The sequence below is a fragment of the Pseudomonas sp. FW305-25 genome (genome assembly GCF_017351415.1).
GTDB lineage: Bacteria > Pseudomonadota > Gammaproteobacteria > Pseudomonadales > Pseudomonadaceae > Aquipseudomonas > Aquipseudomonas chlororaphis.
The window spans coordinates 90,607-104,926 of sequence record NZ_JACNDE010000022.1; the positions used below are offsets into that span (position 1 = coordinate 90,607).

A 14,320-nucleotide genomic window follows, 5' to 3' on the forward strand; every position below is an offset into this window, starting at 1 on the left:
CATTCGACCAGCTTTCAGGAGGATGTGAAACGAACCCTGCAAAGTCTGATGCTTGGCAGTTGTCTGGCACTGACGCAGGGCTGCGCCGCCACGTCCAACAGCTTCACCTTTACGGCCGACCTGCCACCGGACTTCGCCTATGTCGCGTCGGTGTATTACGTGCCCGCCAAAGGGCAAACCTGCACCGTGCCGAGGGCAGACAATCGGGTGCCGCAGTTCAACCGTGAGTGGCGCACCGAATACAAACCCGACGCGCAAATCGAGATACGTCGGACTCGCAAGGGGTGCGAGCTGGTGGTCGATTACGTCGAGCTGGAAATCAACGCGACCTATGGTAAGGACTGGGGCGACTTGGGGCGCGAGTATGCCCGGGTGTCGGTGCGCGAAGAATTGCCGGAAGCGTTTAAAGGTACGTTCAATGCAGCCGGGGAAGGCGAGTTTTCCGGTCAGTGTCAATGGCTGTTTCGTACGTCTGGAGGACTGCGCCGTCTCGTGAAAATCCTCGACTGCAAAAAGACCGATGCATCCGGCGAACTGCTGAAAACCAGACCTTTCGCGGCCTATACCCTTGACGAGCTGCCGGGTAAGACCGTGAAGATGAAGATCAAGCTGGCCGACGAGGAGAGGCCGTACATGAAGGACACCTGGGTCAAGGTGTCCGGTGGCTGGAAACGCTGCATGGGCGAAAGTTTTGAAGATCAAGATGCGTTTTGCTTTGGCAACTACAAGGATTTCAGTACCTTCAGAATGCCCGGCGGCCGCATCTGCACCATCTATCCAGGCTGCACCGAAGACAAGGAGGTGACCCCATGAGCCTTGAGCCGATGGAAGAGTGGGAGCGGCCTTTCTTCGATACGCGCATGCATGCTTGTCCGATGCAGACACATTCGACCAGCTTTCAACTGGTGGATGAAAGGGGTGACGGCACACCCTATGCCGGTTTGGCCTATGAGGCCACCGATTACGAAGGCGCCATTTACCTGGGCGTCCTGGATGAAACAGGCACAGGCAAGGTCAATCGGCACTATTGCGGGCCGGTAGTGCTCAAGGTTGATCAAGCCTATCAGGGAAGTGATAAGACATATGTGCGTAAAGTCGGAAGAGAACACTACCCGCTACCTATCACTGAGTTGCAAGTACGCGCCGAAAAGACTCGCTTTCTGAACCCAAGCGGCGCTCGTACTCAGTCCAACCCCGCGCAAGCCCAAGCCGGTTTCTTCTGCCAGGTCGAGGTGAGCGAATTGGTGGCGCATCGTGCCCACCTACCGCCGCTGGCACCGCGCAACTTTCCGCCCCAGCACCATGTGCACTCGCTGATGCGCCGGCCCTCAGAAGCGGCCGCCATGGCGGAATTGGGATTTGGCCCCACGCCTCCTAAGGTGCAGGGCATTGCGCTATTACCGAACAAACACCATGTGCTGGAGGTGCGCCCGCTGCGGTCCCTGAGTCCGGTCCTGTCCACGGGCGAAGAATTCTGCTCACTCAACCTGTACCAGTTGGCCCTGATGGCAACCCTGAGCTATAGCCCGTTTGGCCAGGACCCCAATTCGCAACCCGTGGAAAGCAGCCGTGTGAGCTTCCCGGCGCAACCCAGCGTCGGCAACTGGTTTGGCGATGCCCTGGCCAAGTCTGATGAGCTCTGGCAAGTGGATGCCAGTCAGACAGCCGGGAAAACTTACTACCCGCTGTATGCCGACGTAGCGTATTCCAAACGTCTGGAGATCGTACCGTTCGACCCAGAGCTGTACCCCGAGGTAAACAGCCCAGAGTTGGGGGCCGGACAGGAGCATCCTGCCAAGCTTCACTACTTGGACGATGCGGAGAATGACGATGGCACCGACTCTCAGGCGTTCATCACTCATAACGATGAACTGGTTTTGCTGGCGGTACGGGGGACAGCCGGTGGCGCTGATGTGCTGCGTGATTTGGATGCCGCACAAGTGCCTTTCGAGGAAGGGCTGGGTAAGGTGCATAGCGGCTTCTATGATTCCGCAAAGGCCGTTCGGACCTTCGTCGCAACTTATCTGGACAAATTCTACAGTGGGCAAAAACTGGTGATCACCGGCCACAGCCTGGGTGGTGCGGTGGCCCTCCTGGTCGCAGAGATGCTGCGCCTTAGAGAGGGCTTCACCTACGACATCCTGCTCTACACCTACGGCAGCCCACGCGTAGGCGACAAGACCTTCGTGGAAAACGCCAAGGCTTTGGTGCACCACCGCATAGTCAACCAGAACGACCCGGTGCCCAGTGTCCCGGCGATCTGGATGAACACGTCCTGGCGTATGTCCGGGGCGGGCCTCCTGTTTATGCTCGCCAATCCCGCCAGCGGAGGGGCGGTCTTGCTCCTCAGTCCCGTCAACATTGCCGGCGAACCCTATACGCACCACGGCACACTGCGCCATTTCATGCCAGTGTCGTTTGCCGATGGCCACAAGTCCGCAATCCTTTGGACGCCCGGGTGTAAAACGATTACCGAGCGGGGTGGTGCGGCGGTCTGCGCCAAGGCGCTGGATGCCAAGAATGGTTTGCCAAAGCGAGGGGGACTGCTGCAACAAATGGTGGATAACGCCCACCACAAGATGGTCGTCAGCTACATCCCGCATTGCTGGGCCGCCTTGCGCCGTGCGCAAGAGGCTCTGCAGGAGGGGCGCACCCTGGTGACTTCGACTGAGTATGATCGGGTCCATGAAGCGCTACAGGACTTCGAGACACAGTTGAGAGAAAAGGAGGCGGCGGCACGCGGTTCTGTCAGGGAACACCAGATCGTCGGACCGCTGCGCGCTGAAATCGGCAGGTTGCAAGAGACCGCTGCGCGCCTGAAAGACCTGAGCGAAGAACGTGTCACCGAGGCGAAGGTATACGGACTGGTTGCAGATCAGCCCGAGGTCTTGGCGATGAGTCTGGACCGCTGGCTAGCGCACTCCTTTAATCGCACGCAAGAACAACTCGCAATGGCGCCGCCAGATGCCGACAGCAACGATCGTGCGATTGCCGCTTTGGTCGGCGGCCACGTCCCGGGCACCACCTTCAATCTGGACATCGATGCGATAGGGTAGAACGGAGCAACAAGGGGGGGCTTCCCAATTGCCCCCCTGCCGGTCTCGCGCTCAATGAGCCGCAGCAGCCTTGGCTATCTCCGTGCGGCTTGCCAGATTCAAGCCCGTGATACGACAAGGTTCGAAGCGAGCGCGAGAGCATCGATGGCGTCGGTCCAGGCTTGCAGCATGGCCTTGCATTCTTGCCCCCTGATACGCACCTGCGCTTGCCACAGCCAAGCACCTATATGGCACCTGCATAAAAAACGGCACGAGCGCAAAGATGCCGAAATCCGACCTGGCCTATTGCGCTACAAGACCTTTCTCTCAGCGATAACCCCTCAAAAACAACTTGACGATTGACATTTTTATTACCGGCCCTCGAGCGTGCCGCGGCCTTATGCGCTCGCCTGGTTGAGGCAGGGGCGGGCGCGCAGGACCCGGCACCGCCAGGCAAACGGATTGATGCCTTCGCTGTGGGTGAAGATGTGGCAGAAGTGCGCCTGGTCGCAGAAGCCGCATTCCAGGCTGATCTGCGTCAGGGTCAGGTCGGTGCTGCGGATCAGTTGCTTGGCCCGGGCGATGCGCTGGCAGCGAATCCATTCCTGGGGCGACAGGCCGGTGCTGCACTTGAAGGCGCGGGAGAAATGGCTGCGGGACAGGGCGCAGGCGCGGGCGAGTTCGGTGACTTCCAGGGTGTCGCTCAGGCCGTCGAGGATCATTTGCTTGACCAGGCTTTCGCGCCAGGGAGAAAGGCCGCCAGGGGTGGTTTTTCGAGGGTGCGGGACGGACGCCCTGACGGCGTTGTGCTGAGCGTGGGCCATGACGAAATTCCGTGTCGGTGGGCATGCGCCGGCGCACCGCGGGGTGAGCCGGGCGCTTCCCGATTTAGAAAACAGGTCTGCGCAGAGGGCCTCATTCTTGGCGGTGGCGCGGGGGCTTGCGAGTTAAACGTTGTTAATTCCGCTCAGCCGCAGGTTGCGTATTCGCGACAACTCAGCACATGGCTGCAATTTTTCCGAGGGGCAGGCGTGCATGCTCCCGCAAGCCGCAAGCCGGGGCGGCCTACCGCTGGATAGCTCGTACATGGCTGACAAGACAATGGAACTGCACCGATGAACCGTAACGATCTGCGCCGCATCGACATGAACCTGCTGGTGATTTTCGAGGCCCTGATGTTCGAAAAGAACCTGACCCGGGTCGCCGAAAAACTGTTCATGGGCCAGCCCGCGGTGAGCGCCGCGCTGGGCCGCCTGCGCGACCTGTTCGACGATCCGCTGCTGTTGCGCAACGGCCGCGCGATGGAGCCGACGGCCCGAGCGCTGGTGATTCTCAAGGAGCTGCAACCGGCGATGGACGCGATCTCGGGCGCGGTCAGCCGGGCCAAGGAATTCGACCCGGCGACCAGCTGCGACCTGTTCCGCATCGGCCTGTCGGACGATGCCGAGTTCGGTCTGTTTCCGCCGTTGTTGAGCCGGTTGCGGGAGGAGGCCCCGGGCATAGTCGTGGTGGTGCGCCGGGCCAACTACCTGTTGATGCCAGCCTTGCTGGCCTCCGGGGAGATCTCGGTCGGGGTCAGCTACACCACTGAATTGCCGGCCAATGCCAAGCGCAAGAAGCTGCGGGACATCGGCTGCAAGGTGCTGCGCGGCGACAACCGGCCCGAACCCTTGACCCTCGATGAATACTGCCGGCGGCCCCACGCCATGGTGTCGTTCTCCGGCGACCTGAGCGGCAATATCGACCTCGACCTGGCCAAGGTCGGGCGCAGCCGCCGGGTGGTGTTGGGGGTGCCGCAGTTCAGCGGTCTGCGGGCCTTGCTCGCCGGCACCGAGATGATCGCCACCGTGCCCGACTACGCGGCCTGTGCCCTGGTCGAAGGCTGCGCCTTGCGCGCCGAGGACCCGCCGTTCGCCATCGAGGCGGCGCAGCTGTCCATGGCCTGGAGCGGGGTGCATGACAACGATCCGGCCGAGCGCTGGTTGCGCTCGCGGATCGCCCAGTTCATGTCCGAGCCCTTGAGGATCCACTCCGCCTAGGCGCGGGCGGTCGATCCGGTCCCTGCGGCAAGAGAGCACATACATTCAATTTTTCCCGACCGCGCAGCGGCACCATGCAATCTCGGCGTCGATGCCGGGGATTTTCAAATTGTGCGGGTGCGCCAATGAACGCTTCACCATGGGATGAACGAGCCCGGGACCTCGGGCTGCTGTTTTTGCGGGTCAGCGCCGGGCTATTTCTGCTGTGGGTGCACGGCCTGCCGAAACTGCTCGATTACAGCGCGCAACTGCAACGCATCGAAGACCCGTTCCGGCTGGGCGCCAACCTGACGCTGATGCTGGCGATTTTCGCCGAGGTGCTGTGCCCGTTGCTGATTGTCGCCGGGGTGGCGGTACGCCTGGCGTGCCTGCCGATCCTCGCGGTGCTGCTGGTGGCATTGCTGGTGGTGCATCCGCAGTGGAGCCTGGCTGAAGGCCAGTTCGCCTGGCTGTTGTTGATCCTGTTCAGCAGCATTTTTATCGCCGGCCCGGGACGGCTGGCCCTCAATGATCGTTTCGCCGGAGCCTTGCGTTATGTCTGATCCCAATCGCCTCGAAGCCACTGCGTGGCCGGACTCCGATGAGGTCGTGACGCTGATCGTCAAGCACCGGGTCAAGGCTGGCCTGGAAGCGCCCTATGAAGCCTGGTTGCGGCGCATTGTCGGGGTTGCCGGGCAGTACGAGGGGCATCTGGGCGTGGACGTGATTCGCAGCAAGAGCGGCGGCCTCGACCTGTTCACCTGCGTGCTGCGCTTTTGCTCCACCGAGGCGATGCAGCGCTGGCTCGACTCGCCGCAACGCCGGACGCTGGTGGACGAAGCCGCGCCGCTGCTGGCCGACGGCGACCAGACCGAAGTCCACCCGGTCCATGAGTTCTGGTTTTCCATCCAGACCGACGCCGCTTCGCCACCGCCACGCTGGAAGCAGGCGCTGTTGACTATGCTGGTAATTCTGCCGCACACCCTGCTGGTGCCGCTGATCTGGGGGCCTGTGCTGCAACTGAATGCCTGGCTTGGCAATTACGTGGTCGCCACTTTCCTGATCACCCTGACCATCGTGCTGTCGGTGGTCTATCTGTTCATGCCCCTGGCGACCCGGCTGTTCGCCCCCTGGTTGCAAGCCTCTGCCACCGATCGACACCTGGAGCCCGGCCATGGCCAATAACGATGACCCGACCGATCCGCTGCGCCGCCACTTGCTCGCAGCCGGGTCCTTGCTCAGTGCCGCGGCGGCTTTCTGGCCGCGGCTGTCCCTTGCCTCTTCCCATTCAGAAGGACATCCGATGAACGCCGATCTGATTCTGTTCAATGGTCAATTCCACACCGTCGACCGCGAGAAGCCCCGCGCCAGCGCGGTCGCCATCAGCCAGGGGCGCTTCGTCGCCGTGGGCACCGATGCCGAGGCCATGGCCCTGCGCGGTAGCGCCACCCAGGTCATCGACCTCAAGGGGCGCACGGTGATCCCCGGCCTCAACGACTCGCACCTGCACCTGATCCGCGGCGGCCTGAACTACAACCTGGAGCTGCGCTGGGAAGGCGTGCCGTCGCTGGCTGACGCTCTGCGCATGCTCAAGGACCAGGCCGACCGCACGCCGACCCCGCAGTGGGTGCGGGTGGTGGGCGGCTGGAACGAGTTCCAGTTCGCCGAAAAACGCATGCCGACCCTGGAAGAACTCAACCAGGCGGCGCCGGACACCCCGGTGTTCGTCCTGCACCTGTATGACCGTGCCTTGCTCAACCGCGCGGCCCTGCGGGTCGCCGGCTACACCCGCAACACACCGAACCCACCGGGCGGCGAGATCGTGCGCGACAGCAACGGCGAGCCCACCGGCATGCTGGTGGCGCGGCCGAACGCGATGATTCTCTATTCGACCCTGGCCAAGGGGCCGAAGCTGCCGCTGGAATACCAGGTCAACTCGACCCGCCAGTTCATGCGTGAACTCAATCGCCTGGGCCTGACCAGCGCCATCGATGCCGGCGGCGGTTTCCAGAACTACCCGGACGACTACGCGGTGATCGAGCAACTGGCCCGGGAGCAGCAGTTGACGGTGCGCATTGCCTACAACCTGTTCACCCAGAAGCCCAAGGAAGAACTCACCGACTTCAAGAACTGGACCGGCAGCGTCAAGCTGCACCAGGGCGACGACTTCCTGCGCCATAACGGCGCCGGGGAAATGCTGGTGTTCTCCGCCGCCGACTTCGAGGACTTCCTCGAACCGCGTCCGGACCTGCCGCAGACCATGGAGCAGGAACTGGAACCGGTGGTGCGCCATCTGGTGGAACAGCGCTGGCCGTTCCGCCTGCACGCCACCTACGACGAGTCGATCTCGCGCATGCTCGACGTGTTCGAGAAGGTCAACCGCGACATTCCGTTCAATGGCCTGCCGTGGTTCTTCGACCACGCCGAAACCATCACGCTGAAAAACATCGAGCGGGTGAGGGCGCTGGGTGGCGGCATCGCGATCCAGGACCGCATGGCGTTCCAGGGCGAATACTTTGTCGATCGCTACGGCGCCAAGGCCGCCGAGCAGACCCCGCCGATCAAACGCATGCTGGCCGAAGGCGTGCCGGTGGGCGCCGGCACCGATGCCACCCGGGTCTCCAGCTACAACCCCTGGACGTCCCTGTACTGGATGGTCAGCGGCAAGACCGTGGGCGGCATGGAGCTGCATGCCGAAGGCCTGCCGCGGCAGACCGCGCTGGAACTGTTCACCCATGGCAGCGCTTGGTTCTCCTCGGAGCAGGGCAAGAAGGGCCAGATCAAGGTCGGCCAACTGGCGGACCTGGCGGCCCTGTCCGCGGACTTCTTCAGCGTCGAGGAAGAGGCCATCAAGTGGATCGAGTCGGTGCTGACCGTGGTCGACGGCAAGGTGGTGTACGCCGCCGGCGACTTCTCCAAGCTCTCGCCACCGATGGTGCCGGTGCTGCCGGACTGGTCGCCGGTGGTCAAGGTGCCGGGGCACTGGCGTCCGACTTCGCCGCTGGTGGCCCAGGTGCACCAGTGCAGCGGCCCGTGCGCGGTGCATGCCCACAGCCACGAGCGGGCGCGCCTGTCGAATGTGCCGGTCAGCGATTTCCAGGGTTTCTGGGGCGCCTTCGGCTGCTCGTGCTTTGCCTTCTGACGATCAACAACAGTGCCGGCCGCAGTGGCCGGCACCCATAGCGACATCCATCCACCTAGGAGTTTCACATGAGCAACGTACCCTACAAACGTCTGGACATTAATGACGCCGTTGTCCTGCTGGTCGACCACCAGACCGGCCTGATCTCGCTGGTCCAGGATTTCTCGCCGAACGAGTTCAAGAACAACGTGCTGGCCCTGGCCGACTGCGCCAAGTTCTTCAAGCTGCCGACCATCCTCACCACCAGCTTCGAATCCGGCCCGAACGGCCCGCTGGTGCCCGAGCTGAAACAGATGTTCCCGGATGCGCCCTACATCGCTCGCCCAGGCCAGATCAATGCCTGGGACAACGAAGACTTCGTCAAGGCGATCAAGGCCACCGGCCGCAAGCAACTGATCATCGCTGGCGTGGTGACCGACGTCTGCGTGGCGTTCCCGACCCTGTGCGCACTGGAAGAAGGTTTTGACGTGTTCGTCGTGACCGACGCTTCCGGCACCTTCAACGAGGTGGTGCAGCAGGCTGCCTGGGCCCGCATGGCCGCCGCCGGCGCGCAACTGGTCAACTGGTTCTCCGTGGCATGCGAGCTGCAGCGTGACTGGCGCAACGACATGGAAGGCCTGGCCAACCTGCTGTCGCAGCGTATCCCGAACTACCGCAACCTGATGAACAGCTACTCGGCATTCACTGCCAAATAAGCCTCGCGTCATCGCTGAGCTGAAAAAATGCCCGCCATTGTGCGGGCATTTTTTTGCCTCGCGGACAGCGCGATCCCTGTAGCCGCTGCCGCAGGCTGCGATCGGCGGCGCAGCCGGCGTAAAACCAGGCGATGTGGTTTTCCAGGCAGATCGCGGACTCAGGTTTTGCGGCAACTGCGTTGCCGTTCGCAGCCTCGCAAGCTCGGCAGCGGCTATACAGGCATCGCGGTCCCTGTAGCCGCTGCCGCAGGCTGCGATCGGCGGCGTAGCCGTCGTAAAACCAGGTGATGTGGTTTTCCAGGCAGATCGCGGACTCAGGTTTTGCGGCAACTACGTTGCCGTTCGCAGCCTCGCAAGCTCGGCAGCGGCTACACAGGCATCGCGGTCCCTGTAGCCGCTGCCGCAGGCTGCGATCGGCGGCGTAGCCGTCGTAAAACCAGGCGATGTGGTTTTCCAGGCAGATCGCGGACTCAGGTTTTGCGGCAACTGCGTTGCCGTTCGCAGCCTCGCAAGCTCGGCAGCGGCTACACAGGCATCGCGGTCCCTGTAGCCGCTGCCGTAGGCTGCAATCGACGGCGCAGCCGTCGTAAAACCAGGCGATGTGGTTTTCCAGGTGGAATGAGGTGCCGGAACGCGAAAAAGCGGCTATAAAGCGTTCAGCTGTCAACCAGAGAGTGACAATGAACCCGTTCGAAGACATGCGTATTTTTTGCCAGGTCATGGACGCCGGCAGCTTCACCGCGGCGGCGGATCAGCTGGGCCTGTCCAAGCAGTTCGTCAGCCGGCGCCTGATGCAGCTGGAAGAACGCCTGGGTGTGCGCCTGCTCAATCGCTCGACCCGGCGCCTGGACGTGACGCCTCTGGGCCAGAGCTACTACGAGTCGGCCCTGCGCCTGCTCAGCGAAGTCGAACAGGTGGAGCAGGGCATCGCCGGCCAGACCGTCGAACCCCGGGGCACCATTCGCCTGAGCGCGCCGCTGTCATTCGCCATGGCCCATCTGGGGGAGCTGTTGCCGCTGTTCCTGCGGCGCTATCGCGACGTCACGGTCGAAGTCGATCTCAGCGACCGTCCGGTGGACTTGCTCGGCGAGGGCTACGACCTGGCCTTGCGCATCGGCGTGCTGGAAGATTCGACGCTGATCGCCCGGCGCATCGCCTCGATCCAGCGGGTGTATTGCGCCAGCCCGGCGTACCTGGCCGAGCGCGGCACCCCGCTCAGGCCCGAGGAACTGCAGGGCCACGATTGCCTGCCTTACGGCCATGGCCGCCAGGTGCAGTGGCGTTTCGAAGGGCAGGGCAATAAGCCCTTGCTGGTCAACGTCACCGGCAGGATGCGGGTCAACAACGGCGAATTGCTCAAGGACGCGGCCATCGCCGGCATGGGCATTACCTACCTGCCGACCTTCATCGTCGAGGCCGCGCTCAAGGACGGGCGGCTGGTATCGCTGCTGGACGGCTTCGAGCCCGAGCCCCTGGCCTTGTCGGCGGTCTACCCGCAGCACCGCCAGGGTTCGCGGCCGGTGCAGGTGTTTATCGAATTCCTGCGCGAACAGTTGAATCGCGGCGTGGCGTCGGTCGCGCGATAAGGCGTGGGGAGAATGCGCTGGCGTTGGCGGGGGCTGTCCGGTGCCATCCAGGCGGTTGCCTGCTCAGCGCCCGAACCCAGCAGGCTCTCCCAACAATACCTTTTGCCGCCAGGCGGGTGCGCTGGTGGGGAACAGCACTTCGGTCGGCCGCAAGCGCGCGATGCCGCAGGCCGCGGCGATTCGCTGGCGTTGCTGGCCGCGGACAAGCGCTTGCCGATAACTGCTTTCGCTCTGTTGCAGCCCCAGCACATAGCCCACGCCCGCCTGGAAATCGCCTGCATGGGCTTGCCACCAGGCTGCGATCAACTTCGGGTCGGGCCAGGGCAGGTTCTCATCGGGGTCCATGACGACATTGGAGTCCTCAGGGTCGTCGTTCGGGCCGGCATCGAAATCCGGCAGGTCCTGCAATTCCAGATCGAGCAGCGCCAGGTCGGCGCCAGTCATCAGGCTGAAGGCCTCGCCAGCGACGCGGGCATGCGGCAGGTCGCTCATCTGCTGGATCAGCCAGGGCACACTGACCGGATCGCCCAGCAGCCCGACGGCCTGGATGCCGATGCGCCGCTGCCCGGGGTTCTGCATCAATTGGCGGATCCAGGCGATGCTGTACTCGCGCTTTTGCCAGGCCAGCCATACGCAGAGCGCGCGGTACTGGAATTCGCCCGGTTGCTCGGCGAACTGGCGCAGCGGCTCCAGCGCTTCCTCGTCGCCCATCTGCGCGATGGCCCAGTTGGCCCAGAAGCGGGTGGCTGCCTCCTGATGCTGGCGGTGGGCACGAATCGCCGGCATCAGGTCACGACGGCGCAGCTCCCCGGCAGTACGGGCGGCCCGCGCCAGCACGCCGGGATCGGCATGGGACAGCCCGGCCAGCAGGGCGGGGCCGGGATCGTGACGGTGCATGCCACAGGCGGCCAGGCCGAGGCGGCGGAACAGGGGCTCGGGGGAGGCGAGCATGCGCTCGATCCACGGCGATACCCGCTCCCAGTCGAGCCAACCCAAGGCCATCAGGTAGCCGCGCTCTGTTTCCATCGCACTGCGCAAGTGCTCGCTGAGTCGCGACAACACTTGCGTGTTACCCGCTTCGAAGGCTAGCACCACGCTGGCGAACAGCTCGCCGATAGCTTGCGGGCCGAGTTGAGCCAGCAGGGTTTCCAGGCCGGTGGTGCCGGCGATTCGAAGGCCGTCGAGATGCGCGTCGATGCGGTCGTCGAGGGTGCTGAGGTCGTCCAGATCGTAATGCGGCGCGCGCTGGGCATAGTCACGCAGGACGGCGAGGAAGCCGGCTTCTTCGGCGTGTTGGTCGATTATGGTCGTAATCAACAGCATCGGTATCTTTCTCAGGAGAACCTATTACGGTGTGCATGGGTTAGTGAATAAGCCGTTTTGGGGTCATAACGCTAATGACAAACCAACCTTAATTCGAATTAATCAATTTTCAAGATTCGTCTCCATTTTGATCCATCAAATTCCATAACATCTTTGGCTCCAATTGACCACATAATTCCATCTGCTGCACTTAGGTGATAACAGGTCTCGGGGAAATCATCGCCGAAGTCAATAACACTGAGGGTTTCACCTTCCAGTCGATAGACAAAGTGCGTTGATGAAATGTAAACGTGGTCATTAAAAACTTCCATGCCCCAGAAATCTTCTTTAGTGGTTTCGTGCTCTATAATTTCCCATCGGTCACCACGCCCACGTAGCAAGGTGCCTAACTGTCCGCATGCATAAACATATCCGTCAGGAGCGCAACGAACTTTGTATAAGGCTAAGTTGGTGGGGCTCGTTCGCTGAGTAAAATCAGTTCCGTTGTACTGCCATATTTCGCCTTCCCAGCCGACGGTATAAATCTCCTGCTCGCTGAACCCGTCAATAGATTCAAAGCAGGAGTCGGTGATCGGTGTGTCACCACCTTGTGCAGATTGATCAATACATCGCCATAATCCTTCTCCATCACGCACATAAGCTTGCCGACAAGTGCCAACAGCGTAGGCTCGACCTTTTGTTATTCCTCGAATTTCCCGAAGTGGCCCTCTTTTTTTCGGATCAATACCTGCTGCTTGAATAGGAGGCTCTTCCTTTACTTCTCCACCACCACTGACATTAATGGACCCATTTGTACCTAGAACTATGAATCTCTCCTCAGGGAAATGGCAAACAGTTCCAGAGCAAGCCAGCCAATCCACACTGCCGGCTGCCCATTGCTCCATGTCTAGATCAAGAATAAGCGAGCTTGCATATCCATCCGCAATCACTTGGTCGTTGGTGGTGAGCAAGTAACAAAGATCTGAATAGCGCACAGTTCCAGTTGTAATGCTATATCCCTTAAGTGCTGATTTGATATCCACTTAACTCTCCTTTTTGTTAGCGGCCTCTGCGCGGTGATGCGATCATTTCTGCTGTGGCTGCGTCGCGCTTGGCTTGATCTTTGGTCATGGTTGCATTGGCGTTGATCGGCTGTTCCGCTCCAGGATCCTTTGCTTTGTCGTGATACTTGTTCAACTGGGCTTCTAGGCATTCCTGAGAACAGTTGGAGTCCGGAAAGGTTTTCTTGGCCGCTTTTGCCCCTGTCTCCGTTGCCTTGGATCTTGGCCACTCACCTTTTGCATCGGCCTCGTGCAAGGCCACTACCCCACGCCGGGTATGCATCTGGCCGTGGGTGGCGGTGGTCTGATTGGGCCCCTCTGCACACATGACTGGGGCATTATTAGTCTTGTATCTGCTCCAGCCGGTTTTTGTCGGATGCTTGCTTCTAGGTTGACCGGGAAAGGCTGGCCCTTCGGTGAAGGAGGCTGAATCGATGAGGTGGTCTCCGGTTTGTCCTGGACAACATCTGTTGGGCTTGAACGGTACAAGAAAACAGCGCATCGCCTTCTGGCAAGGATCGTCATTGATGGTCTTCGCCAAGGACGAAAACTCGCGTTGGACTTCGGCGTGTTTATCCTTATAGGCCTGATTATTTTTATACCCGTCGCCTGCCGCATCCTTAGCAGCTTTCCTGGCCTTGGTCGCGGTCTGTAGCGTGCTGATATCCGGGCAGATCATTTTCTGACTGGCGTCCCCGCAAGCAGTTTTCGCCTGGTTTCTTTCCCCTTCGCATTGGGACAGATCCTTGGCGAAGGCCATTCGGTCCGCATAGGTCCAGGGCATGGTATTGCCAGGTTGGGAGGCATGATTGTGGGTGGTCAGGTCCATGTGCCGGACGACGTTCTTCCCTTCGAACTTCACATCCATCGACCAAGAAGTGAAATACACCTTTCCCTTTATCTTGCTAGTGACTACCCCTTTCTTCGGCGCGCAACCGGCCTCGTCGCCATAGCTGGTCTTGAAGTAACTCTTGTCCTTGAGCATCACCTCTTTGCGGGTGATCTTGACCGTTCGTGTGCCCCTGGTGGTGTCCTTGGCCATGCCCGTATTGGGATAGGGAATGGGTACTCCCGTCGGAGTCGGCGGCGCCTGAGGCGGGGTGAAGCAGACATCGGGGAAACAGGCGATGGATTTCCCAGCCGCCGCCTTGCAGGAAACTTCCATATTGTTGGCATACACCTCATTCGCCATCACGCAGCCCTCACAGTCTGGTAACTGAGCAGCGCGGCGGCGCGTTGGCCGGCGTCGTTGCCGAGGTGGCAGAAGATATTCGGGCCTTCGCCATAACCCTTGCGGCTGGCGGCCAGGGCCACGGCGAGCATCGCCGGGCCGATGGCGGCGCCGGTTTCGCCGATGCAGTCGGCGGGGTGCCAGAGGTGGAAGAATTCCTTGCGCACCCGCAGGGTGCGGCTCAGGGCCAGGGAGGCTTCCTTGAAGTAGTACTGCTCGCCGGAGATATCGGTCAGGCGGTAGTCCATCT

Annotated in this window: 13 protein-coding genes and 1 pseudogene; 8 read left to right on the top strand and 6 right to left on the bottom strand. The window is 61.4% G+C overall.

The window, feature by feature from the left end; genetic code table 11:
* Window positions 1-24: 24 nt before the first annotated feature.
* Together J4E58_RS20375 and J4E58_RS20380 are read left to right on the top strand one after the other, a co-directional pair.
* Window positions 25-813 (top strand): hypothetical protein, encoded by a 789-nt coding sequence (locus tag J4E58_RS20375; RefSeq protein WP_172963037.1) that lies wholly within the window; start codon window positions 25-27, stop codon window positions 811-813.
* A complete protein-coding gene (locus tag J4E58_RS20380) occupies window positions 810-3,056 on the top strand; it encodes a lipase family protein (protein ID WP_087092196.1) in 2,247 nt (748 codons plus the stop codon). Before J4E58_RS20375 ends, J4E58_RS20380 begins: the two co-directional genes overlap by 4 nt.
* Window positions 3,057-3,433: 377 nt before the next feature.
* On the opposite strand, the gene J4E58_RS20385 is transcribed toward J4E58_RS20380, so the two are convergent.
* Complete coding sequence (locus J4E58_RS20385) at window positions 3,434-3,859, bottom strand: AraC family transcriptional regulator (RefSeq protein ID WP_087092195.1); 426 nt, start codon at window positions 3,857-3,859, stop codon at window positions 3,434-3,436.
* Window positions 3,860-4,150: 291 nt separating this feature from the next.
* On the opposite strand from J4E58_RS20385, the gene J4E58_RS20390 reads away from it, so the two are divergent.
* The 5 genes from J4E58_RS20390 (at window position 4,151) to ycaC (ending at window position 8,890) form a co-directional block, all read left to right on the top strand.
* Entirely contained in the window at window positions 4,151-5,074 is a 924-nt protein-coding gene (locus J4E58_RS20390) for a LysR family transcriptional regulator (RefSeq protein ID WP_087092194.1), read from the top strand.
* A gap of 125 nt (window positions 5,075-5,199) precedes the next feature.
* The gene (locus J4E58_RS20395) at window positions 5,200-5,616 is read left to right on the top strand and encodes a DoxX family protein (protein WP_087092193.1); all 417 of its coding nucleotides are present in this window, start codon (window positions 5,200-5,202) and stop codon (window positions 5,614-5,616) included.
* Window positions 5,609-6,238 (top strand): antibiotic biosynthesis monooxygenase, encoded by a 630-nt coding sequence (locus J4E58_RS20400; protein ID WP_087092192.1) that lies wholly within the window; start codon window positions 5,609-5,611, stop codon window positions 6,236-6,238. Before J4E58_RS20395 ends, J4E58_RS20400 begins: the two co-directional genes overlap by 8 nt.
* Window positions 6,239-6,356: 118 nt before the next feature.
* Window positions 6,357-8,195, top strand: coding sequence for an amidohydrolase (locus J4E58_RS20405; RefSeq protein ID WP_087092282.1), 1,839 nt, complete (start codon window positions 6,357-6,359; stop codon window positions 8,193-8,195).
* Between the two features lie 68 nt (window positions 8,196-8,263).
* A complete protein-coding gene (gene ycaC / locus J4E58_RS20410; RefSeq protein ID WP_007924341.1) occupies window positions 8,264-8,890 on the top strand; it encodes an isochorismate family cysteine hydrolase YcaC in 627 nt (208 codons plus the stop codon).
* On the opposite strand, the gene J4E58_RS20415 is transcribed toward ycaC, so the two are convergent.
* Entirely contained in the window at window positions 8,877-9,611 is a 735-nt protein-coding gene (locus J4E58_RS20415; protein WP_146021954.1) for a hypothetical protein, read from the bottom strand. The two genes, ycaC and J4E58_RS20415, sit on opposite strands and share 14 nt — an antisense overlap.
* Between J4E58_RS20415 and J4E58_RS20420 the strand changes: the two genes are divergently transcribed.
* Complete coding sequence (locus tag J4E58_RS20420) at window positions 9,571-10,476, top strand: LysR family transcriptional regulator (RefSeq protein ID WP_087092191.1); 906 nt, start codon at window positions 9,571-9,573, stop codon at window positions 10,474-10,476. The two genes, J4E58_RS20415 and J4E58_RS20420, sit on opposite strands and share 41 nt — an antisense overlap.
* Window positions 10,477-10,539: 63 nt before the next feature.
* Here J4E58_RS20420 and J4E58_RS20425 read toward each other — a convergent pair whose 3' ends face one another.
* From J4E58_RS20425 to J4E58_RS20440, 4 genes and pseudogenes are all read right to left on the bottom strand, one after another.
* Window positions 10,540-11,799 (bottom strand): TIGR02270 family protein, encoded by a 1,260-nt coding sequence (locus J4E58_RS20425; protein ID WP_172963035.1) that lies wholly within the window; start codon window positions 11,797-11,799, stop codon window positions 10,540-10,542.
* 98 nt (window positions 11,800-11,897) lie between these two features.
* Window positions 11,898-12,821, bottom strand: coding sequence for a hypothetical protein (locus J4E58_RS20430; RefSeq protein ID WP_256583198.1), 924 nt, complete (start codon window positions 12,819-12,821; stop codon window positions 11,898-11,900).
* A gap of 16 nt (window positions 12,822-12,837) precedes the next feature.
* Window positions 12,838-14,031, bottom strand: a complete 1,194-nt coding sequence (locus J4E58_RS20435; RefSeq protein ID WP_087092189.1) for a PAAR-like domain-containing protein — start codon at window positions 14,029-14,031, stop codon at window positions 12,838-12,840.
* Window positions 14,031-14,320 (bottom strand): annotated as a pseudogene (locus J4E58_RS20440) (hypothetical protein); the annotation flags it as partial. The gene J4E58_RS20435 and the pseudogene J4E58_RS20440, both read right to left, overlap by 1 nt.